Below are 20555 nucleotides of genomic sequence, written 5' to 3' on the forward strand. Positions count from 1 at the left end.
GGCCCGTGCCGGTCACCGTGACGTGCAGGTGACCGGCACGGGCCGGCAGCGTTCGGTCTGGCGGGCGTGCGGTTTCGGACCGTCTACGCGGGTGCCCAGACGTAGCAGATGTCCGGCTCCCGCTCGTCGTTGCGGGCGCCGTCGGTTCGGTCGGCCTCGACGAAGCCGTGCCTCTCGTAGAAGCGCCTGGCCGGACGGTTCACCTGGAACGTCCACAGCGTCAGCCCGGCCGGCTGCCGTTGCTTGGCCAGGCCCATGAAGCGGTCGCCCAGCCCGCGGCCGCGCCAGGCCGGGTCCAGATAGAGCTGCTTCAGCTCTTGGCCGGCGAGGACCATGACGCCCACCACGCTGCTCCCGCTGGTCGCCACCCAGGTCTCGCGGTGCGGCACGAGCACGCGTGTGAACCAGTCCCGTACCTCGGCCGCGGTGTGGGCGCAGCGCACGGAGGGCACAGCGGCGGCGTAGGAGCGCAGCCACACGTCGGCGGCGGGCAGTGCGTCGGCGCTGTCGGCGCGTCGGAGAACGACCTCGTCGGGCATCGTGCGTCATCTCCTACTTGGTGCGGTGGCGGGTGGGGGCCTACTTGCCGGGTCGTCCGAGCTGGTGGACGGTCCAGCCGGCCGCGCGCCAGGGTTCGGGGTCGAGGGTCGTGCGGCAGTCGACGAGCAGGGGCTGGGCGGGCCGGTCCGCGAGGGCCTGGGGGTTGGCCTGCTGGTACTCGGGCCACTCGGTGGCCAGGACGACGATGTCGGCTCCCTCGAGGGACGCGGGCAGGTCGTCGGTGTAGTCGAACTCGGGGTTGCGGACCATCGCGGTGGCCACCGCCTGCGGGTCGTGGATCGTGACGGTGGCGCCGGCCTGCTGGAGGGCCTGTGCGAGAGCGAGGGCCGGGCTTTCCCGGACGTCGTTGGTGCCGGGCTTGAAAGCGGCGCCCCACACGGTGGCCTTGCTGCCCTTGATGGGGCGGTCGCCCAGGGCGCGGGTGACGAGGCCCAGGGCGACGGTCGTGCGGTTCTCGTTGATCACCTCGGCGGCGCGCAGGAGCGTGGCGGCCTGGTCGGCGCCGAGTTGCCGCGCGGAGGCGGTGAAGGCGCGGACGTCCTTGGGGAGGCAGCCGCCGCCGTAGCCGATGCCGGGCCGCATGCCGCCGCTGCCGATCCGCGGGTCGATGCCGAGGATCTCCACGATCTGGGAGATGTCGCCGTCGGCGGCCTCGCACATGTCGGCGACGGCGTTGATGTAGGAGATCTTCAGGCCGAGGAACGTGTTCGCGGCGCCCTTGGCCAGCTCGGCGGTCTGCGGGTCGGTGACGAAGATCGGCACCCCGGCGTCGATGATCCCGGCGTACACCGCGCGGATCGCCTTTTCGCCCTCCGCGGTGGTGACGCCGGCGATGAGCCGGTCCGGGCGCAGGGTGTCCTCGACGGCGTGGCCTTCGCGCAGGAACTCCGGGTTCCAGACGACCTCCACCGCCGTGCCGGCGGGCGCCAGGCGCTGGGCGAGGGCGGTGACCTGTCGGGTGGTGCCGACGGTGACGGTGCTCTTGCCGACGATCGTGCACGGCTGGTGGAGGTGGGGGGCGAGTTGGCGGATGGCGCCGTAGATCTGGCCGGTGTCGTAGGAGCGGCCGTCGGCGTCGATGGGGGTGCCGACGCCGATGAAGTGCAGCTCGGCGAAGTCGGCGGCTTCGCGGATGCTGGTGGTGAAGCGCAGGCGCCCGCTCGCGGTGTGGCGGGCGAGCAGCTCGGGCAGGCCGGCCTCGTAGATGGGGCATTCGCCAGCGTTGAGCCGGTCGACCTTGGCCTGGTCGACGTCCACGCCGACGACCTCGTGGCCCAGTTCGGCCATGGCCGCTGCGTGGGGGATGCCGAGGTGGCCACAGCCGATCACGGATACGCGCATTGCAGAGTCCTTGTCTGGTCTGGGGGCACTCCGTGCCCGGTGTGCCCCCAGACGGTATCGGGAGGTGAACTCGCCCTGGCCGGGGTCGAGTTCGCTCAGATGTTCACCTTGAGGAGTTCGGCCAGGTGCAGCAGGGCGGGGATCGCCTCGGAGCGGACGATGACGTCGCCCTCCCGGGCGCCCTCGATGAGGTAGGGCTTGTGCACCCCGTTCTCGGTGACGCCCTCGGTGTCGAGGTAGAAGACCTTCAGGCCGCGCTCACGGGCGCGGGCCTGGACGGCGCGGCGGTCGGCGTGCAGGCCGATGACGAGCAGGGCCTTGGCGTCGTCGGGGAAGGGCATGTACGGGGTGCGCTGGTCGTAGCGGCGCATGAACGCCTCTTGCAGCCTTGCCTTGGCGAACAGCCGGTCGAAGTTGTGGGTGGCCACGGGGCCGACCATGTGCCCGGCGTCGTGGCAGGCCTTCAGGACCCGGTGGGCGCTGGTCGGCTCGGCGAGGACCAGGGACCGGAACATGGAGGTCATGTCGTTGACCTTACGGGTGGTGTCGGTCAGGACCTCCTTGATGAGGATGTCGTCGGCCGGGGCGAGGGTGAAGGCGTATCCCTGGGTGAGGTCGTTGCCCGTGCGGGCGGTGACCCGGTAGACCTCGTGGAGCCAGTGCAGCGGCGGGATGCCGGCCTCGATGCTGGTCCCGCATCCGGCTTCCACGACGAACGGCAGGTGGTCCAGCAGGCCGGACAGGTCGTCGGCGTAGGTCGGCGTGCCGCGCCTTTCCTTGACGCGCATGCCGCCGGCGAGGACGTCCCAGGGCAAGTTCCGGGCGGCCCGGGTGAGGGTGTAGTCCACGGAGTGGATCGTGACGTCGACGGACGTGAACCCGTCGGGGGTGTCCCGGTCGGCGCGCTCGTCCTGCGGGTGGATGGGGTACTCGGTGATCGTGGCGCGGAGGTCACCGCGGCGCCAGGAGCCGTTCTCGTCGCTGGAGGGCCTCCACCGGCCCTCGGCGAGCCACGTTTCCAGGTCCTTGCGGTGGGCGGCGACTTCCGCGGCCGGGGCCAGCCAGGACACGTGCAGGTACAGCTCCTCGAGCACCAGGCGCTCCATGGGCTGCGTCCGGTCGAGGCCGTAGTGCAGGCGGTAGTGCACGACGCGGCGGCGCCCGGACTCGTCCTCGGTCCATCCGGACTGCTCGCGGTTGGCCGGGTCCTGGGTGCGCCGCCAGATGCCCTCCTCGACGGCCGGGCGGCGCTGACCGCCGGCCTCCGGGGAGAAGTGCGCGTCCCACATGCGGACCTGTTCGGGGGTCAGGGAGTCGATCACGGGGTGGGGCAGGAACACGATGGTCCTCCTGAGCACTGGTGATTCGTGGTCACGAGCGCGCGGGACCACAGGGGCCGTCTGCGGCGTTCGTGGTGGTGTCGGCGCTAGCCGTTGTGGTGCAGCGCGGCCGCCGCGTCGGCGAGCGCTGCGGTGAGGAAGTCGATGTCCTCGTCCGTCGAGGTCAACGGCGGGGCAACGACCAGCCCTTCGGTACGCGGCTGACCGGCCCCGGTGAACGGGTAGAAGAAGACGTCACGGGCCTCGGCCGCCTCCATCAGGGGCCAGAGCAGACCGGGCTCGACCTCGACGCCGTACAGGTGCCCGAGCCCTCGCACCGTCCTCACCGACCCCCGGCCCGCCAGCTCGCGCAGGGCCCGCCCGAGACGCTCACCGCGGGCGGTGAAGGCGTCGCGGTCCATGGATTCCAGCTCGTCCAGGACGCCGAGGCAGGCCGCGGCCTGGAGCGGGTGGGTGGCCATGGTTCCCATGGCGGGCAGCGGGTCCGCGTCCCGGTGCCTGAGCAGGGGTGCGATGTCCGGCGACACGAGGACGGCACCGACGCCCGTGTATCCGGCTCCAAGCCCCTTGGACAGGATGCACAGGTCCGGCTCGGTGCCGTCCCAGTGGTGGCTGGCCAGGGGCGTGCCGGTGCGCCAGAGTCCGGTCAGCACCTCGTCGTGGATGACGAGGACCTCACGCTCCCGGCAGATCTCCGACACGCGCCGCAGGTACCCGGCGGGCGGCACATAGGCCCCGCCGGTGGTGCCGTTCACGGGTTCGAGCAGGACGGCGGCGACGTTCTCCGCTCCTCTGTCGTCGATCGCCTTGGCCACCTCGTCGGCGCACGAGGCGTCGCACCCGCGCTGTTCGTGGGGGTGTGTCGGCGGGTAGGGCGCGGCGAAGGCCGGCCCGAGGCCGAGGGCGTCCTCCGGGCGGGGCCGCCGGGCGTGGTTCCCGGCGAGGGCGAGGGTCAGGGCGCTGTTGCCGTGGTAGCTCAGGGTGGACGTCAGGATGTCCCCGCGGCTCTTCCCGCCGCGGCGCACCCGGGTGATGTTCCGGGCCAGGCCCACGGCGACCTCGACGCCCAGTGTGCCGCAGGTGGTCAGCGCGACGGAGTCCTCCGGGCGCCCCACGGCGCGGCAGAGGCGGTCCATCAGCTCCATCTGGATGTGGGGCTGGACGACGGCGGCGCCTCCGAACGAGTAGCGGTGGAACTGCTGCTCGATGCGGGTCAAGACCTTCGGACTGCTCTGCCCCACGTTCGCGCAGAGGAGCCCGCTCGATCCGTCGAGGATCCGCCGACCGTCGGCGCGGTGGAGCCAGGAGCCGCTCGTGGCTACGACGTCGAAGTCCTGCAGGGGCCTGGATGACGTCAGCAGCCTCCCACGGCTGGGTAAGTACCGATCCACGTAGGACGTCCCTTCTTGGGAGTGCTCGCACGCGGGCGCGCGGGAGCACGACGGTGGGTCTGTGTGGAAGGTGGCCGAGCGCGCGTTTCAGGGTTCCGGGAACGGCGATGACCTGCGGTCGCGTCCGGAAGGCCGACTGCTCGACCGCTTCCGACGATACCCATAACACCCCCTTACGCATAGGGTTTCGAAAGTGATCGCGTGTCCTGCGGCACATCTCGGCCAGGTGTCCCTGTCGGCGGGCATATGCGGCGATCGCAGCCGAGCACCGTCAATGGCACCGAGCCCCCTGAGCTGAGTGCCATGATTAAGAAAACATGGCGGTCGGACACACCGTCAGCGGGCGCACCCCGCCCGAGGTGACGAGTGAGGGGACTTTGTGGCCAGGCGCACGACGGCCTACCGGCGCGTCGCCCAGGAGTTGCGCGACCAGATCGCAGGCGGGCAGCTCAAGGAAGGTGACCGCATTCCGTCCCTGACGGAGCTGCAGGCCGAGTTCGGTGTCTCGGACACCGTGATCCTGGAGGCCCGCAAGGTCCTGGTGGCCGAGGGGCTCCTCGTCGCGCGGACCGGCGATGGCACGTACGTCCGTGAGCGGCCCGAGCCGCTGCGCCTGCTGCACGGCGAGCCGGCCGAGGGCGGGCAGCCCTGGTTCCGGCTGGAAATCGGCGAGTCCGCCCTGTTCCCCGACGTAGTCGAGGTGGAGCCGGAGACGAGCGTGCCGGCGCCCGCCGACGTAGCTCGGCACCTGGGCGTCCGTACGGGTCGCCGGGTTCGCCGCACGGTGCGGCTGTTCCGGCACGACGGCTCCGCCGTGCAGCTGGTGACGGCTCACGTGCTGGCGAGCGGGAAGGCGGAGACGGCAGCGACGGAGGAGCAGGTCACCTCGCGGCCGGCGCTGGATTCGGAGGCCCGGGCGTTGGACGGCGTAGTTGGCCAGCCGGTGACCGTGGTGACCCGTGTGGAGCGTCCGGAATCCGGCCGGGCCCGCGTGCTGCGAACGGTGGTGCTGGCCGACCGGTTCAGCCTGGTCTACCAGTCTCGGCGCCCCGGGGAATGACGGCACCCCGGCCACGGGGCCGGGGTGCCGAGGGGGGACGCAGACCTGCCCTTCGGGCCGGGCTACGGGTCGAGCGTAGCCCTGGGGCAGGGGCAGTACCGGGCAGTTCGGGTGATGTCGCAGCTCAGGCGACGCCCTTGGCCCAGCCCGGGGTGCAGGAGATGATCGTCTTGTTGCCGTTCTCCCCGATGCACGCCTGGTAGTAGACGGTGGTGCCCTCCGGGATGGCGGTCCCGTAGCTCTTGTAGCGGGCGGTGCCCTTGCCGTCGGGGTTGAACAGGTTGTGCGCGATGCCGACGGAGGGGACGTAGACGCGGACGACGGCCGAGTGGCCGTCGGCCCGCGTGTCCTCGACCCAGAAGACGTCACCGTCGTGCTTGAACCAGGCCGTTGCACCGCGGGTGGGGTCGACGACGCTTCCGCCGTCGGAGCCGGCACTCGCGGCGGAGGCGGTGGCGAACAGCAGGGCGGTGGACGCGGCGAGCGCGCCGGCGACGTAGCCGAAGCGGGTGCGGAAACGCATGGGGAACTCCTTCTTCAGGAAATCGGGGCAGCAGGTGGTGTGCTGGGCCGCGCCGGGCCGGGCGGATCGGGACGCCTGGCCCAGCGCGGACCCGGAATCAGCGGCCGAAGGCACCCCAGGCGCCGACGATGAGGGCGCCGAGGGCGATCAGGACGCTGAGGGTGGGAAGGGGCCAGCGGGCACGCTCGAGCGCGGCGACGCGTTCCTGGAGGTCCGCGACGTCCTTGTCGGTCTGGTCGGTGCGCTGGACCAGCAGGGCCAGTTGGCCGTCGATGCCCGCCAGCCCGACTTCGAGGCTGCGGCGCAGATCAGCCAAGGCGAGAGCGACCTCTCCGTCGGGCATGGTCAGGTCCTTTGCGCTAGGAGCGGGTGGTGGGGTCGGACTTGGCCGGCAGCCAGGAGGCGGTGCCGAGCTTCCCGAGGCGGGTGCCGATGGCGCCCTTGATGACGGTGAGTCCGGCGGGGATCGAGGCGACGGCCGCGGACTGCAGGACCGAGAGGTCGACGACGTCGGTGGCGGCCCCGGCGAGCAGGAGGCCGAGGAACGCCTCGGCGTAGGTCAGGGCGGTGCGCTCGGCGACGTCGGCGAGGGCCTCGGTGGTGGACTTGGCTGCCATGGGGTGTCTCCCTTGAGGTGTCAGGCGGTTGCGGTGAAGCCGTGCCGGGCGGCCAGGCGGCGCAGCGAGTCGAGGCCGGGGTAGCCGTCGGCGGCCGCGCCGGTGTAGGAGCCACCGGCCTTGCTGCGCTGCCAGGCGGCGTACGCGGTCCGGGTCTTGGCGCCGAAGGAGCCGTCGGCGTACCGGCGGGCGAGTAGGCCCTCGGCGACCAGGGCGTCCTCGACGAGGCCGACCTCGCCCGGGTAGGTGGTGTGGCCGTCCGGGGCGGGGATGTCCTTCCTGGCCGCGGCGACCAGGTGGGCGACGCTGACCGTGCGCTTCGCGGAGGCGGCCGGGATGTCCTTGCCGCAGCCGGTGACCAGCAGTTCCCACGTGGTCGGCCCGGGGATTCCGTCCGCGTCCGCGCCGCTCCAGCCCTGGGCCGTCTGGAAGGCCTTGGTCGCGTCGCGGTCGGCGTCGCTCCAGCGCGGGCCGGCGCCGACGGAGTAGAAGCGCTTGCCGCCGCGGGCGATGAGCATGGTGCCCAGCCGGGTGACGTGGGCGTTGTTGGCGCCCGGGCCGAAGGCGCCGACGCCGGGGAAGGCGTCCTTGTCGGCGGGCTTGCTCGGTGCCGGCGTGCTGCCGGTGCCGCCCAGGATCTTCCGGGTGTCGACCGCACCGGGGTCGCCGTGGTCGTTGCCCGGGACGTGGGCGTGGGCGAAGTGGCCGCCCTTGTTCTGCCAGGTGCTGCGCGAGCGCGCCGAGTAGCCGCCGGGGTACTTCGGCGGGGCACCGGCCGGCCATACGTCGGGGACGCCCCAGGAGCGGGCGGCGGCCAGGATCTTCTGCCAGCCCGGCTTCTTCGCCGGGTCCCAGCCGGTCGTCCAGGGGTTCTTGGCGTACGCCAGGACCTCGATCTGGATGTTGACGCGGCCTTCGCGGTTCGTCCGGCGGCTGCCGTCGTTGCGCAGGGCGCGGGCGCTCTGGTTGAGCGGACCGAACTGGCCGATCCTGTCCGTGACCGGGCAGTAGATCAGGTGCGGTTCGGAGGCGACCCGGATCAGGTAGGAGCCGATCGACTCCAGGTACTTGCCGCCGGCCGGGGACTCGGTGCTGTGGTGGGTGACCCGCGGCGGGTTGCCAGGGGTGTCCATCGCCCCGCCGATGGCGCCGTCTCCCAACCGGATGGCGCCGGAGATCCACACGGTGCCGGTCGCTCCGCGCGGCAGTTCGCCGGCCGGCGGGAGGTCGTCGGCGACGGCCCGCGGCTCGGGGTCGGGCATGTAGGCGGGCGTGGGGGCGGCGTCGACCGGCTCGTACCAGTCCAGGTCGCCGTCTTCGCGGAGCACGAACAGCGCGCCGGGGCGGCTGGGGTGCTCGACGGTGAACCGGGGGGTGGTGTCGGCGGCCGCGATGGCGCGGACCTGGTCGAGGTGGTCCTGGGTGACCTCGCCGCAGTAGGTGACGGACTGGTCGGGGTGGACGATGGCAGCGTGGAAAGCGGACATGCGTGACGCTCCTCGTCAGGCGTGGAGTTGGATCGCGTCGACCTGCTCGCGCAGTGCGACGTAGGTGGACAAGCGCAGGAGGAAGTCGCCGCCGTGGCCCCAGTCCGGGCCCCAGGAGTTGCGCAGCCGCAGCACGGTCCGTTCCGGGACGACGCGGCCGTCGCTGTACTGGGCGACCTCCTCGAGGCCGATGGCGCACACCTCGTGTCCGCCGGCGAGGCCGGAGGTCCGCCAGTACGGGACGGTGTCGACGAAGCCGTCCGTCCCGGGTGTGAACCAGGCGTTGAACCAGGGCAGACCGAGCAGGACCGGGCCCTTCTGCAGGGCGGCGGCCAGCGCCGCGGCGTCCAGGGCGTGGGTGTAGGAGCCGATCAGGCCGCGGTTCTTCAGGGCGCGGGCGACGCCGAGGCCGGAGCTGCCGCTGTCGGCGGGCGGCCACTGGTAGGGCACGAACTCGTCGACGGCGGTGGCCTCGGAGTACAGCTGCAGCGCCCACTGCTCCGCTGCGACCGGGTCGTTGGTGGGCAGCCCCGCCCGCTCGAGGGCAGGCGCGTCGAGCAGGACGGACAGGGCCACCGCCGCGGCGTTCGCGGTGCAGGAGCCGACGGCGTCGACGTCCCGGGAGCCGGTGATGGTGGAGGTGTGGATGCCCTGTGCGATGAGGTCCTGCTGGTTCAGGACGGGGATGGCCGGCTGCCAGCGCACCGGTTGCAGGGCTTCGCCGCCGTGGTGCTCACGGTGGGCCAGCGAACGGGCGTCGAGGACCTGGTGGCGGCCGAGCGCCGGATGGACGTCGTAGTGGCGTACGAGGACGCCGTGCGTGGTCGGCACCGTGTGTCCGCTTCTCCCCCGCGCCCCGATGGCTGTGTCCTCCGGTCCGCGCAGCGGCGGAACGGTCGGAATCCCTCGGGGGGTGGTGCGGACCGCGAAGCGGTGGCGTTCGGACGGAGGGTCGTCCGCAGGTGCCGTGATCAATGATAGGTGCGGCCCGAACGGCGCCAGGCCCGCGTGCCGGGCCGCTCAGGTGCCGTCGATGAGGCGTTCGGCGAGGAACGGGCTGAACGTGCCGGCGGGGGTGTCGGCGGGGGCGATGCCGCACTGCCCGTCGCTGTCCCCCGGGTACTTGACCCACAGCAGGTACTCGGCTCCCCCGACACCGACGGAGCTGGGGACGCCGAGGCGGCGCCCGCCGGGGTTGCAGTAGTCGACATGCTGGCCGCGGTCGTCCATCGCGCCGTTGCCGTTGCGGGCGGTGTCGACGACGAAGCTGACACCGGGCACTCCGGCGGCCGCGAGGGCGGCGACGACCTGCTGGCCGTACTGGCAGCAGATGTCGGTGGAGTCGAAGTTGGACACTCCGATGGCGATGCGCCTGGTCAAGGCGACTCCGCCCTTGACGAGCTGGGCGGCCATCTGGACGGGGCGCAGCCAGGTGGCGTTGCCGGCGTCGAGGTACGCCTGGACGCGGGGCTTCGCGGCGAGGACCTGCGCGATGTAGGTGGACAGCTCGTAGCGGGTGGCCCGGGCCTCCGGGGTGGGCAAGTACTCGGCCTGCGCGAGGGAGTCCGGCTCGACGATGACGATCGCCGGCCGGTCCCCGAGCCCGGCTGCGAAGGCGTCGACCCACGCCTTGTACGCCTCGGGGGTGACCGCGCCGCCGTGGCTTTCACCGCCGTTGTCCCGCCAGTGCATGTTGTACGCGGCCAGGATGGGGACCTGCCCGGCCGCGGCGGCCGCGGCGACGTACGCGTCGACGTCCGTCTGGATGTCCGTGTTCCAGTCGCCGAACCAGCGTGCGCCCGGGCGCCGCGCTATCGAGTTGCGGATCTTGGCGGCGCGGCCGTCGGTGGGGTTGGCTGCCAGCCACTTCGCGGCGTTGCTGTCGGGGTCGACGTAGAAGCCCTCGCGGATGGTCGACGTGGTGAGCCGGACTTGGGCGAACGTGATGGTGACGGGGCTGGCCTGCCCCATCTGGAAGCTGACCTGCCCGGCGGCGGTGTCCAGGTCGGAGACGAAGCTGTACACGAAGCTCGTGTCGCTCATCCCGAGTGTGATGGTCTTGTCCAGGGCCGGGGTCCACGGGTCGACGCCGAGCCCGGCCTGCACGCGGAGCTGGGTGCCGGCCTGCGAGGCTCTCGCTGTGAAGCTCAGGGTGTACCGGGCGCCCTTGCGCAGCACGATGTTGTCCTGCCCGAGGGGCGCGTCCCACAGGTTCACGGCGTCGGTGGTGGCCGTGGCATCCATGCCGCCGGGGCCGGGTGTGATGGTCACCTTGGCGGGGTCGCCGGCCCACCAGAAGGTGGTGCCATTGGTGAAGTCGGGGTTGTCGATCAGGTCGCCGTACATGCCGGCCATGGACGCGGTCTCCTCTACTTGGTGTAGGTCACCCGCAGCTTGGGCGGGTAGGTCTGGCCGGCCCCTCTGAAAGCGCCGTAATAGGTCTTGTTCGTGCTGTTCGGGTCGAGTGCGATTCCCCTCCACTTGGTGGAGTCGAAGACCGACGTGATATCAACCCATTTGCCTTCGTTGCGGCGCCACGTGACGGTCTTGGCCTCGGCGTCGCTGCTGAACTTGGCCGGTCTGCTGGTGTGGGAGTGCGCCTTGATGACGGCGCTGCCGCCGGACGCGTAGTACCAGTGCTCCGCGTACAGGTAAATCTCGGCTTTCTGGATGGTGGCGCCGGCCAGGTCGGTGCCCAGGGCGGTGGGGAAGCCGATCAGGGAGGCTTGGACGCCGTTGTTGGAGCTGTAGTAGCCCTGCATGCACTTGGCGCCGTAGTAGGAGTTGTAACCGGAGCGGTTGGCGTAGGAGCCCGACCAGCTCGCCGTGTAGGTCTTGGTGTACTGGCGCACCGGGTCCGGTTCGCTGCCGCCGCCGGTGTTGTAGCCGCCGGTCTCCGGTACGTACGGTCCGACGTCCTCGACGTAGAGGACACCCATTGCGGTCTGGGAACCGTAGAGATCGACGGTCTGACCGGATGGACCGCCTGCGCACCTGAAAGTGATGAGCAGCCGGTGGAGACCCGCTCCGAATCCGCCGCCGTTTCGGACCACTTCCAGCCGTACTCGCTGGCTCGTGGCCAGCGGCATGGGGTACGTCGCCAGCTGCACCTGGGGGGAGCTGATGGTGGGCTTCCCGGTCTTGCCGTCGCGCAGGCGGATCTGGATCTCGCCGCCGGCCGCGGACGGATCCGCGATGGCGTCGAAGACTACGCGGTACATGCGGTCGGTCTCAGCCTCGAAGGCGAGTTCAACGAACCCGATCTCGCTGGTGCCGCCGGTGACACTGCTGGCCTGGTAGTCGATGGCGAGCAGCCCCCTGGGGCGGTCGCCGAGGAACGCCGAGATCGGCTGGCCGCCGACCGTGAGGCCGTCGGCCACGTTGACGCCGGCGAAGGAGGCGTAGCCCTGGTCGTCGATGGTGGCGACGCTGGTACCGCCGTTGCGCAGGGTCAGGTACTGGGGCTCGCCGGTGACCAGGGAGACGGCTTCCTCACCGGTTTCGTCGTAGAGCCGCACGCCCTGCGGTCCGACCTCGGCGCGGGCACCGCCGCTGACTCGGCCGAAGATCGTGGTCGCCTCGGCGTTGTCGAACACGACCCAGCCGCGGGTGGCCTCGGACGCTTCCAGGCACACGACGGCCCGGGTGGCGCCCTGAGGCGCGGCGACCTGCCCCGTGATGCGCTGCCAGCGTCCGGCCTCCGGGGTGACCGCCTCCACGACTCCATAGCCGAGCACATCGCCGGCGGCGCTCTCGTAGCGGGTCAAGATCTTCACTGCCTGCGCGGCGAGGTCTTCGGAGACCAGGAGGTCGGTACCGAGTGCGAACTGCTGGCCGGGCAGGACTGGGACCGTGGCCAGGGGCAGGGTGAAGTAGGTGGCGGTGTCGGCGGTGCAGTCGCACAGGACGCCGACGCCGGTGCGGTTGCCGGGCGCGAGAGCCCAGGGGGCGCCCGCGGCCGCGACCGTGTTGGCGGTGGCTGCGCTTTCGAACCCGGGGTCGGGGATGAGGTTGGTGCCCTGCCCGACGGCTATCTGGTCGGGGGTGACCGCGCCGACGGCCAGGTGGGGAGTGACGATCGCGCCGGTGGCGATGTGGCCCTCCTGGATGGCGCCGTTGCCGACGTCGCCGGCCGCGGCCCGGCGGGCGGCCGTCCGGGTCGCGGCCGAGGCAGTGCTGGGGGTGCCGGAGGTGTTGACCGCGACGAGCCGGACCCAGATGTCGTCGTAGTAGTTGGTGGCGATGGTGACGGAAGCCCCGGAGGCGGCTTCGATCGTCGCGGCCGGCCACATCACGTCCGGCTCGGCGTCCGCGCCGGTCAGCAGGTGCACCTGGACCCGGGACAGGTCCAGCGGGGCAACGGTGTCGGCGTCGGCGAAGGCGCCGTCCCAGGTGATGCGCAGGCCGCCGAGGACGGGCTCGGCCTGCGGGGCCACCGGTGTCGGTGGCCGGGGCCCGTTGACCGCGACGACGCCGCTGGTGCCGTCCGGCTGCTGGCCGATGACGGCTCGGAGCGAGCCGCCCACGTCGTACACCTCGACGGCGCCGTCCTCAATGGAGGAGTAGGCGAGCTGGGACGTGCGGCTCTGCTGGCTGATGAGCCGCTCGAGGTTGGCGATGCGTCCCGCGAGTCTCGCCAGGTCGTTGGCCATGGTGGGTCAGCTCCCGTAGGTGAAGCGGTCGGCGCGGGCGAGTTGGAGGGTGATGCGTTCGGGGGCCTTGCCCTGGGGCGGACGCAGCGTCCAGCCGGTGATGCGACACCAGCCGTCGAAGTCGGACCACTGGTCGTGGAGAGAGACCCGCACGTCGTCGCCTACCTGCCAGGAGCCGACCCGGGCGGCGGGGTGGTCGATCACTTCGATCTCAGTGACTTCGCCCATGACCTGGCGTGAGGTGCGTTCGGTGCGGGCCCGGGCGGCGAGTCGGTCGTTGCCCTTCTCCGCGGGGACCTCGAGGACGTGTTCCAGGCGCAGCCGGCCGTTGCGGACTGCGTCGATCGCGCGGCGGCGGCCGCGGCCCTCGCCAGCGCCCAGTGCGATGACGACCTGGGCGTACTCGTCGGCGTCGTAGCTGACGGGTACGGTCGCGGCGACGTTGACGCCGGAGGTGAAAGAGATGTCCTGGCGTCGCGTGCCCAGCCGAGGCCAGCCGAGCCGGATCCGACCGACCGGCCGGCCGCTGGCCCAGTCCGTGGTCTCCGTCCACTCCGGGCCGCCCTCGATCTTCGTCATGTCGTCGACGACCTCGCCGAGAACCGGGGACTCCCACCAGTCGGTGCTGTAGGGCTCGGCGGTAGTGCCGACCGTCGCCTTGCTCGTGGTGGCGTCGACGCTGACGCGGAGGTTGCCGTCCGGCTGGGCCTGCGCGTACGCCCAGGCGTCGCGGATGACCCTGCAGGGGTCGGCGTTGGTGTACGGGCCGCGGCCGTCGAGGTTGCCGTGGGTGTCGTGCCGGCGGTGGAGGTAGCTGCCCCAGCCCGACGCCTCGACCGGGTAGCTGGGCCCTTCCGGCTCGGCCCGCCACAGCATGCCGCCCCACAGCAGCGTGCGGTCGCGTTCGGCCGTCAGCACGGTGTTGCCGGGGTCGAGCTGGGAGCGCAGCAGGTGCGCGAAGCGCGGCTCGAGGCGGCCGGAGAACTCACCGGCCGCGTTGCGGGCCGTGCCGAACTCCACTTGTGAGAGGGGCAGGTCGGCCGCGAGCAGCTCGCCGGTCAGGGCGTGCCAGCTGCGGTACCGGTACGTCGGCACGGCTTACCTCACGCCCTCGTTGAACTCGATGTCCGCGATCAGGGAGGTGGAGCCGTCGACGCCGAGGTCGCCGGTTTCGCTCTTCGCCATGTACGTCTGCACGTACAGGGTCTGGGTGGTGCCGCGCATCGCTGCGGGAATGGACAGGCCGTCGGCGAGGACGATGGTGTTGCGCCGCGTCCCGGTGCCCTGGTCGTCGTCGATGGCCGTGTTCTGGCCCTGCACGGTCCCGAAGACGTTCTGCATGTTGGCGTACACGTGGTTCTTCGTCAGCCGCAGGCCGGCGAAGGTGGTCACCAGCTTGGCGCTGGTCGCCCACGCCGGCACGGGGATGCTCCAGCGGGCGGCCGTGGGCCAGTTGTGCCACTTGTTGTCCTGGTACGTCAGCTGGCTGAGCGAGCCGGGGAAGGACGTGTACAGCCGGCGCTCGCGGCGCGGGTTGGCGATCCCCCGCACGTCCTTGATCATCGCGTCGGTGATGACCGCCGTGTTCGCGGGTATGTCGATGCGGGCCAGGGGGACGGCCGTCATGCCGGCCGGTACCGCCGTGGTGGTGGCCGACACGTTGCTGACGACGTGGAAGAACCCGATCTCGTCCTTCTCGGGGTCGCGGGTGCCCTCGTATTCGGGGTCCTCGACGCGCAGGCACACCAGGTCGGAGCGGGCGGTCGCGCCGGTGGGGGCGATGGGCACGGTGGCGTCGCCGACGTTGTACTGGGTGTACGAGCCCTGTCCCCAGGTGGCCCCGCGGATGACGGCTGAGCCGTCGCGGACGCGGACGCCGGCGCCGGGGGTGGCCAGCTGGTAGACCTTGAGGTCGTCGCCTTCGGTGACGCCCTGGGAGCCGCGCGCCAGGTCGCGCACCATCATGCGGAAGGCGCGGGCGGCGTGGGTGCCGCCGTGGGTGAGCAGCGGCGGGTTGATCAGCGTCACGGGTCGTGCTCCTTCGGGGTCACAGGGCGGCGTGGGCGGCACGCCAGGTGATGGCCAGCCGGGTGTTGTTGGAGTAGTTGCGGGCGGTCCACCACAGCTCGGTGGTGCCGGGCGGGACGGTGAAGTCCTCCAGGCGGCTGGCGGCCGACAGCGCGGTGGCGAGGTTCCCGGTGCCGTTCTTGAGGACCCAGCGGGTGCCGGGGCGGGTCTCGATCTCGATGCGCTCGCCGGTGGCCAGCGACGTGCCCAGCTCGATCACGCGGCCGGACTCGACGTGTCGGATGCGGGGGTTGGTGCAGGGGCCGGTGATGACCAGCGACGGCCAGGCCGGCCGGTCCCCGCTGTTGGTCATCCAGCCGCGCCGCTCGTCGGGTATGGCCACGCCGGTGGTGAGCGGCGCCACGAGCGGGGCGCGGAAGCCCCCGAGGCCGTCTGCGGACAGCGGCAGGGTCAGTGAGTAGGCGTCGTCGGAGTGGTACAGCGGGTCGACGGCGACGAATTCCAGGTCGAGGGGGATCCAGCCGTGGATGGTGGTGGCGGTGCTGGTGGCCTCCACCCGGCGCAGTCGCCCGTACAGGCGGCGGGCGGGCCGGCCTGGCCAGCTCATCCGCAGCACGCTCATCGCGCCGGGCGTGAGGCGGATGGCCGGGTTGTCCGCGACGCGCTGCAGCTGGGCGAGGAGGTCCAGGCCGCGGCCCGGGTCGCCGGGCGTGCGGATGCCGGCCTCCATGCGGATGGTCCGTGCGCCGTACAGGTCGACGCCGGGGAAGATGCCGTCACCGGCCGGGTTCTCCGTGTCCTGCGAGCGCTGCTCGGGCCCGCCGATGCCCTCGACCTCTCCGATGGGGATGTCGGTGCCGGCGCCCAGGAGGACGCCGTCGATGTCGAACTGCCATGTCTTCAGGTCGGCCATCACGCCCGCCCTCCTCGCTGGGCGTTGCGCAGTCGCCGCATGACCTCGGCTCCGAACTGCTCGGGGGTCGCGCCGGGGGCGGCGGCCATGGTGACGGGCATGCTGCCGATCAGGGCGGCGGGCTGGCGGATGACGATGACGCGGACCCGGCTGGACTGGGCGTCCTGGGCGCCGGTGAGGGTGTAGCCGAACCGGCCGGCGACGTCGTCGAGTACGGAGGTGGCACGGTCGCGTTTGCCGAGGCCGAGGGGGATGTACGCCTCTCCCCCGGTGCTCGGCTCGGCGAAGCGGACCAGGCCGGCGCTGGTGGAGTAGATGCCCTCGCGGATGCCGCCGTCGGCGAAGGCCAGGCCGGCGTTGGCCTTGTTGAGGTCGGCGAGGAACTTGGACGCCCGGGAGCCGAGGGCGCTCTGGATCTGCGCCTTCGCCAGGTTGGCGATGTCGATGATGTCGTCTTCGCTCAGCCCGGTCTTCTCGGCGACGTCGTGGATGCCCACCTTGCTGCTGGTGACGGCGGAGATGATCTGTACGAGGTCCTCGACCTGGTCGGAGCTGAGCGTGGCGTTGGCCTTCTTCGCGGCGCTGTTGGCCGCCGCGGCCTTCTTGCTGTCCTTGACCGCTGCTGCGGCCAGGTCGGCGGCGTCCTGGTCGTTCTGCTCGGCCAGTCGGGCGGCGAGGTCGCCGTAGCCGCGGGCGGCCAAGAGCGCCAGGTTCTTCTGGAACGCGGTCTGGTCCTTAACCGCGTCCGTGAGCTGCGAGGTGTACTCCGGCAGCGACGCCTTGGCTGCATCGGCCAGGTTCTGCAGCTCTTTGGCCATGTCCTTGAGGTACTTGGAGCTGCCGGTGGCCATCTTCCGGGTCAGCTCGATGCCCTCGTCGCCCATCTCGGCGAGCGCGTCGGCGACGTCCTGGCCGGCCCGCCGGGCGACGGTGTCCAGGTTCTTCCGCCAGGCGGCGAGCGCGTTGTTCGACTGCGCGAGCTTCTTCGTGAAGATCGAGAGGCTGAAGTTGCCCTTCTTGTCGTTGGAGGCGTTGATCAGGCCGGACAGCGTGTACTTGTTCGCGGCCGTCCCGGTCGAGGAGTAGGAGAAGCTCATGCCGCCGTCGGCGTAGCGGGTCACGCCCCCGTCGGCGTTCCACGCGATCCCGCTGGGGTCGCCGCCGAGCCGGCGCACGACCTCTTCGGTGATCCGACGCGACCGCGGACGCTTTGACCTGGCAAAAGGCACGTATGCCTCGCCAAAAGTCTCGTCCTCCGCCCATATGCGCCAGTCGCCGCCGCGGGCGATCTGCGCGATGTGGTTCTCGCGGCGCAGGCCGCCGTCGGCGTAGAAGTCGACGATGCCGCCGTCCGCCTGCGCGCCGAAGTTCCGTGCCTGCTGCTCGATGAGGTCGGCGGTGGTCTGAGTCTGGGTGCGGACCGTCTCGTAGATACTGACGTGCCGGGTCGTGATGGTGATGGACTTGTCGCTGAGGGCGTCCCGCGCGCCCTGGACGGCTCCGATGTTGGACAGTGCGGTGCCGGTCGCCGCGGTGACCACGACGCGGCCGTCCGGGAGGGTGCGGGTGGTGAAGCCCACCGCGTTCAGCGCCTGGATGGCCGTCTGCGACAGGGCCTTGACGGTGACGGACTTCGCGCCGGGCGTGGCCCTGATCTTGGCGATGACCGCGTCGAGGTCCTGCACCGCGTTGGCGCTGTTCGCGTCGATGGTGATCGTCTTGTTCTGCAGCCCGTCGCGCGTCGCCTTGAGTCCCTCGAGGCGGTCCTTGGCCGTACCGGTTTCGGCACTCACCTCGAACTGGCCGTCGGGCAGCCGGGTGACCTCGAAACCGAGGGACTCCAGCACGGTTACGGCGTCCTTGGTGAGCGCGTCGACCTTCACGCTCTTGGCGTCCGGGGTCGCCTCGATCTGCTCGATGACCGCGTTCAGGCCGGCGAGCGCGTCCTCGTTGCGCATCTCCAGCCGGGTCGACTTCTCGTCCGGGATCTGCAGGTAGCTGTCGGCCAGCGCCTCGGCCTGCTCACGGGTCAGGCCCATGGTGTCGGCGGCGTCGATGAAGGACTTGCGGCCCTTCTCGTAGATGCCGGTGACGTCTTCCCAGGAGCGGCCCTGCTCACGGGCCGCGGTGGTCGCCGCGTCCGTGTTCGCCGCCAAGTCGCTGAGCACCTTCTCGGCGTCCCGCGCCTTGTCGTTGCCCAGGTCGAGCTGCCCGTCCCTCATCTTGAGGACGTCGTGGTGCTCCTTCGCGGCCTTGGCGACGTCGTCGATCGAGGCTTCGAAAGCGCTCATGGCGCTGCCGGCCTTACGGTTCACGTCGTTGAGGGCGACGATGCTCTGCCGCAGACCATCCGCGCTGGCCTTCTGGGCGTCCAGGCGGGCCTGGGTGTCCTGCGCGGCCTTGCCGAAGATCCCCATGCTGGCCGCTGCGAGTTCCTGCTCGAACTTCAGGTCGTCGACCGCGGCCTTGTACTGGTCCATCTGCCCGGTGAACTCACCGACGTCGTGGCCGCCCTTGGCGTACGCCTCCTTCAGGCGCTCGTACGCCGCGGCGGCCTGGTCGGCCTTGCCGCCCTTGACGAGGTTGGCCAGACCCTCGTCGATGGCGTCGAGGTTCTCGCGGGCCTCCTGCCACGGGGTGGAGTCCATCAGGCTGAGGCTGAAGATCTTGACCAGCGCGTTCTGGACGTTGTCGGCCGTGCTGGGGTCGGTGATGTTGCGGATCTTGTCGTAGAGGTCGTCCAGGTCCTGGCCGAAGTTCTTCGACAGCTCGCCGGTGACCTTGCCGGACTGCCCCAGCTTGCCGAGGGAGGTGGTCAGTTTGTCGATGTCCGGCGGGGCTTCCTTGCCCATCTCCATCAGCTCGTGGATCGCGGCGGCGGCCAGACCGATACCGGCGACGATGACGGAGGCCCGGGCGGCGGTCCCCAGGCTGAGGAAGGCCGCGCGCAGACCGGCCAGACCGCCGCCCGCGGCGACGGACGTGGCGTGCAGGGCGGCGATGCGAGCCTGCACGGTGGCCAGGCCGCCGGCCACGGCCGCGATGCCTGCGCCTGCGAGCTGCACCAGCTTCAGCGCGGCGGCGACCTGGATGATCGTGCCGACCAGTTCCGGGGGCAGGGCAGCGACCAGCTTGGCGGCGGCGTTGACCAGGCTCAGCATCGTGGGCCCGGCCTCGGCCGCGCCCTCGAACAGGTTGCCCACGGCGTCGCCGAGGTTGGACAGCGTCTCCCGGGCCTCGTCGCCGTTGGCCCGGATGTAGTCCATGACCTGGGCCAGGGGGCCGTCGACCTCGCCCTCGGACATCAGCCGCAGGACGTGAACGAGCCGGTCGCCCATCCGGTCCAGGGTCTGGTCCGTGAAGTCGGCGAACCGGTCGCTGGCCGCGTCGAAGCCGGGCGTGTTCACCGCGCCGCCGGCGAGGGTGACGAGCCGGTCCAGCTCCCGGGAGGCCGACTTCACCTCGGGCGTGAGGTGCGGCAGCAGCGCGTCCATGAGCGCCAGCGAGTGGACGACAGGCTGCATGGTGGAGCCGCTGAGGCTGTCCGACCACTGCTGGTAGTTGTCCTTCAGCTCGGCCAGAGCCATCGCGGCGCGCTGTGCCTCGGGCGGGAGCTGGGCGAGCTGAGACTGGTACTCGGCCTGTGCTTCGGCGGCCTTCTGCGAGGTCGCGCCGTGCTGGCGTACCGCGTCCTGGTACTTCGTCGCGGCGTCCGACACCTCAGAGATGGCGGTGAGCTGCCCGGCGACGGCGATGCCGAAGGCGGTGGCCGCGGCGCCGGAAGCGGCGAAGATGCCGGGCAGCGGGCCGAGGGCGGTCGCCAGCGGTATGACGGCCGGCGCGAGCAGCATGAGGCCCTCGATGCCTCCGCCCGCGTCGCCACCGCCGCCGCCGAGGGTGCGGGGCAGCTCTCCCAGGCCGCTGGTGTCGGCGCGGACCCGGACGGTGATGGTCTGGTCGGCCTGTGCCCAGCGCACGGCGGCGCTGACGTCCCGGCGCAGCTGCATCGGGTCGACGAGCCCGATCGGGATGTCGATGCGGTGGCCCCACGAGGCCCAGCGCACAGCGTTCTGCACGTCGCGGCGCAGCTGCTGCGCGTCGGCGAGCCGCAGCCCCACGGCCAGGCCCCGGTCGGGGTCGGCGCCGCCCACTGCGGCCTGCACCTCGGCGCGCAGGTTGCCGCCGCTGCCGCGCAGCCCGATCGGCACCTCGATGCGGTGGCCCCAAGCCGCCCAGCGCACAGCGTTCTGCACGTCGCGGCGCAGCTGCTGGGCGTCCGCCAGGCGCAGCCCGACAGCCAGGCCCTGGCCGGTGCCGGCGGCTCCGACCGCGGCCTGCACGTCGGCGCGCAGGGTCGCCGCGTCAACGCGGAGACCGACGTGGATGTCCGAGCCAGCCTCGCGGCGCAGCTCGGCCAGTTCCCGGCGGAGGTCGCTGACGTCGCTGCTGGCGTTGCGGACTTCACGGGTCAGCGTGCTCAGGCTGCCGCTGCCCAGGGCGTCCAGGTTCCGGCGGGCGTCGGCCAGTTCCCGGGAGAGGTCGCGGGCCTGGTTGGTGGAGCGGCGCAGGGTGCGCACGAGGTTGTCGCTGTTGCCGGTCAGGGAGACCGACAGGTTCCACGCGACCACCGCCGCTTCCTCCT

General features: G+C 71.5%; 16 protein-coding genes. 1 reads left to right on the plus strand and 15 read right to left on the minus strand.

Translation table 11 applies throughout. From position 1 onward, the window contains the following. Positions 1–83: 83 nt before the first annotated feature. From ACFWJB_RS23590 to ACFWJB_RS23605, 4 genes are all read right to left on the minus strand, one after another. Positions 84–539 carry a GNAT family N-acetyltransferase gene (locus ACFWJB_RS23590; protein WP_386924581.1) on the minus strand — a complete coding sequence of 152 codons (456 nt, stop codon included), beginning with the start codon at positions 537–539 and terminating at the stop codon, positions 84–86. 40 nt (positions 540–579) lie between these two features. Further along, entirely contained in the window at positions 580–1902 is a 1323-nt protein-coding gene (locus ACFWJB_RS23595) for a UDP-glucose dehydrogenase family protein (protein WP_386924583.1), read from the minus strand. Between the two features lie 95 nt (positions 1903–1997). Then, the gene (locus ACFWJB_RS23600; protein ID WP_386924585.1) at positions 1998–3242 is read right to left on the minus strand and encodes a hypothetical protein; all 1245 of its coding nucleotides are present in this window, start codon (positions 3240–3242) and stop codon (positions 1998–2000) included. A gap of 86 nt (positions 3243–3328) precedes the next feature. Continuing rightward, the gene (locus tag ACFWJB_RS23605; protein ID WP_386924587.1) at positions 3329–4633 is read right to left on the minus strand and encodes an aminotransferase class III-fold pyridoxal phosphate-dependent enzyme; all 1305 of its coding nucleotides are present in this window, start codon (positions 4631–4633) and stop codon (positions 3329–3331) included. A 379-nt stretch (positions 4634–5012) separates the two neighbouring features. Here ACFWJB_RS23605 and ACFWJB_RS23610 point away from each other — a divergent pair, with 379 nt between their 5' ends. Further along, positions 5013–5693 carry a GntR family transcriptional regulator gene (locus ACFWJB_RS23610; protein WP_386924589.1) on the plus strand — a complete coding sequence of 227 codons (681 nt, stop codon included), beginning with the start codon at positions 5013–5015 and terminating at the stop codon, positions 5691–5693. Between the two features lie 124 nt (positions 5694–5817). Here ACFWJB_RS23610 and ACFWJB_RS23615 read toward each other — a convergent pair whose 3' ends face one another. The 11 genes from ACFWJB_RS23615 to ACFWJB_RS23665 form a co-directional block, all read right to left on the minus strand. Further along, entirely contained in the window at positions 5818–6216 is a 399-nt protein-coding gene (locus ACFWJB_RS23615) for a hypothetical protein (RefSeq protein WP_386924591.1), read from the minus strand. A 97-nt stretch (positions 6217–6313) separates the two neighbouring features. Continuing rightward, positions 6314–6559 (minus strand): hypothetical protein, encoded by a 246-nt coding sequence (locus ACFWJB_RS23620; protein WP_365889694.1) that lies wholly within the window; start codon positions 6557–6559, stop codon positions 6314–6316. Positions 6560–6575: 16 nt separating this feature from the next. Continuing rightward, on the minus strand, positions 6576–6833 hold the full coding sequence (locus tag ACFWJB_RS23625; RefSeq protein ID WP_365889695.1) for a hypothetical protein: 258 nt from the start codon (positions 6831–6833) through the stop codon (positions 6576–6578). Between the two features lie 20 nt (positions 6834–6853). Further along, entirely contained in the window at positions 6854–8320 is a 1467-nt protein-coding gene (locus tag ACFWJB_RS23630; RefSeq protein ID WP_386924594.1) for a peptidoglycan-binding protein, read from the minus strand. Between the two features lie 15 nt (positions 8321–8335). Then, positions 8336–9151, minus strand: a complete 816-nt coding sequence (locus ACFWJB_RS23635) for a hypothetical protein (RefSeq protein WP_386924596.1) — start codon at positions 9149–9151, stop codon at positions 8336–8338. Positions 9152–9340: 189 nt separating this feature from the next. After that, positions 9341–10675 (minus strand): glycoside hydrolase family 6 protein, encoded by a 1335-nt coding sequence (locus tag ACFWJB_RS23640; RefSeq protein ID WP_386924598.1) that lies wholly within the window; start codon positions 10673–10675, stop codon positions 9341–9343. Between the two features lie 14 nt (positions 10676–10689). After that, the gene (locus ACFWJB_RS23645; RefSeq protein WP_386924600.1) at positions 10690–12972 is read right to left on the minus strand and encodes a hypothetical protein; all 2283 of its coding nucleotides are present in this window, start codon (positions 12970–12972) and stop codon (positions 10690–10692) included. A 6-nt stretch (positions 12973–12978) separates the two neighbouring features. Next, positions 12979–14067 carry a hypothetical protein gene (locus ACFWJB_RS23650; RefSeq protein WP_386924602.1) on the minus strand — a complete coding sequence of 363 codons (1089 nt, stop codon included), beginning with the start codon at positions 14065–14067 and terminating at the stop codon, positions 12979–12981. Positions 14068–14070: 3 nt separating this feature from the next. Further along, entirely contained in the window at positions 14071–15000 is a 930-nt protein-coding gene (locus ACFWJB_RS23655) for a hypothetical protein (protein ID WP_386924604.1), read from the minus strand. 19 nt (positions 15001–15019) lie between these two features. Continuing rightward, entirely contained in the window at positions 15020–15913 is an 894-nt protein-coding gene (locus ACFWJB_RS23660; RefSeq protein WP_386924606.1) for a phage distal tail protein, read from the minus strand. Next, complete coding sequence (locus ACFWJB_RS23665) at positions 15913–20541, minus strand: hypothetical protein (RefSeq protein WP_386924608.1); 4629 nt, start codon at positions 20539–20541, stop codon at positions 15913–15915. The genes ACFWJB_RS23660 and ACFWJB_RS23665 overlap by 1 nt, the downstream gene beginning before the upstream one ends. Positions 20542–20555 lie beyond the last annotated feature (14 nt).

It is taken from the genome of Streptomyces sp. NPDC127100, assembly GCF_042724095.1.
Classification (GTDB): Bacteria; Actinomycetota; Actinomycetes; order Streptomycetales; family Streptomycetaceae; genus Streptomyces.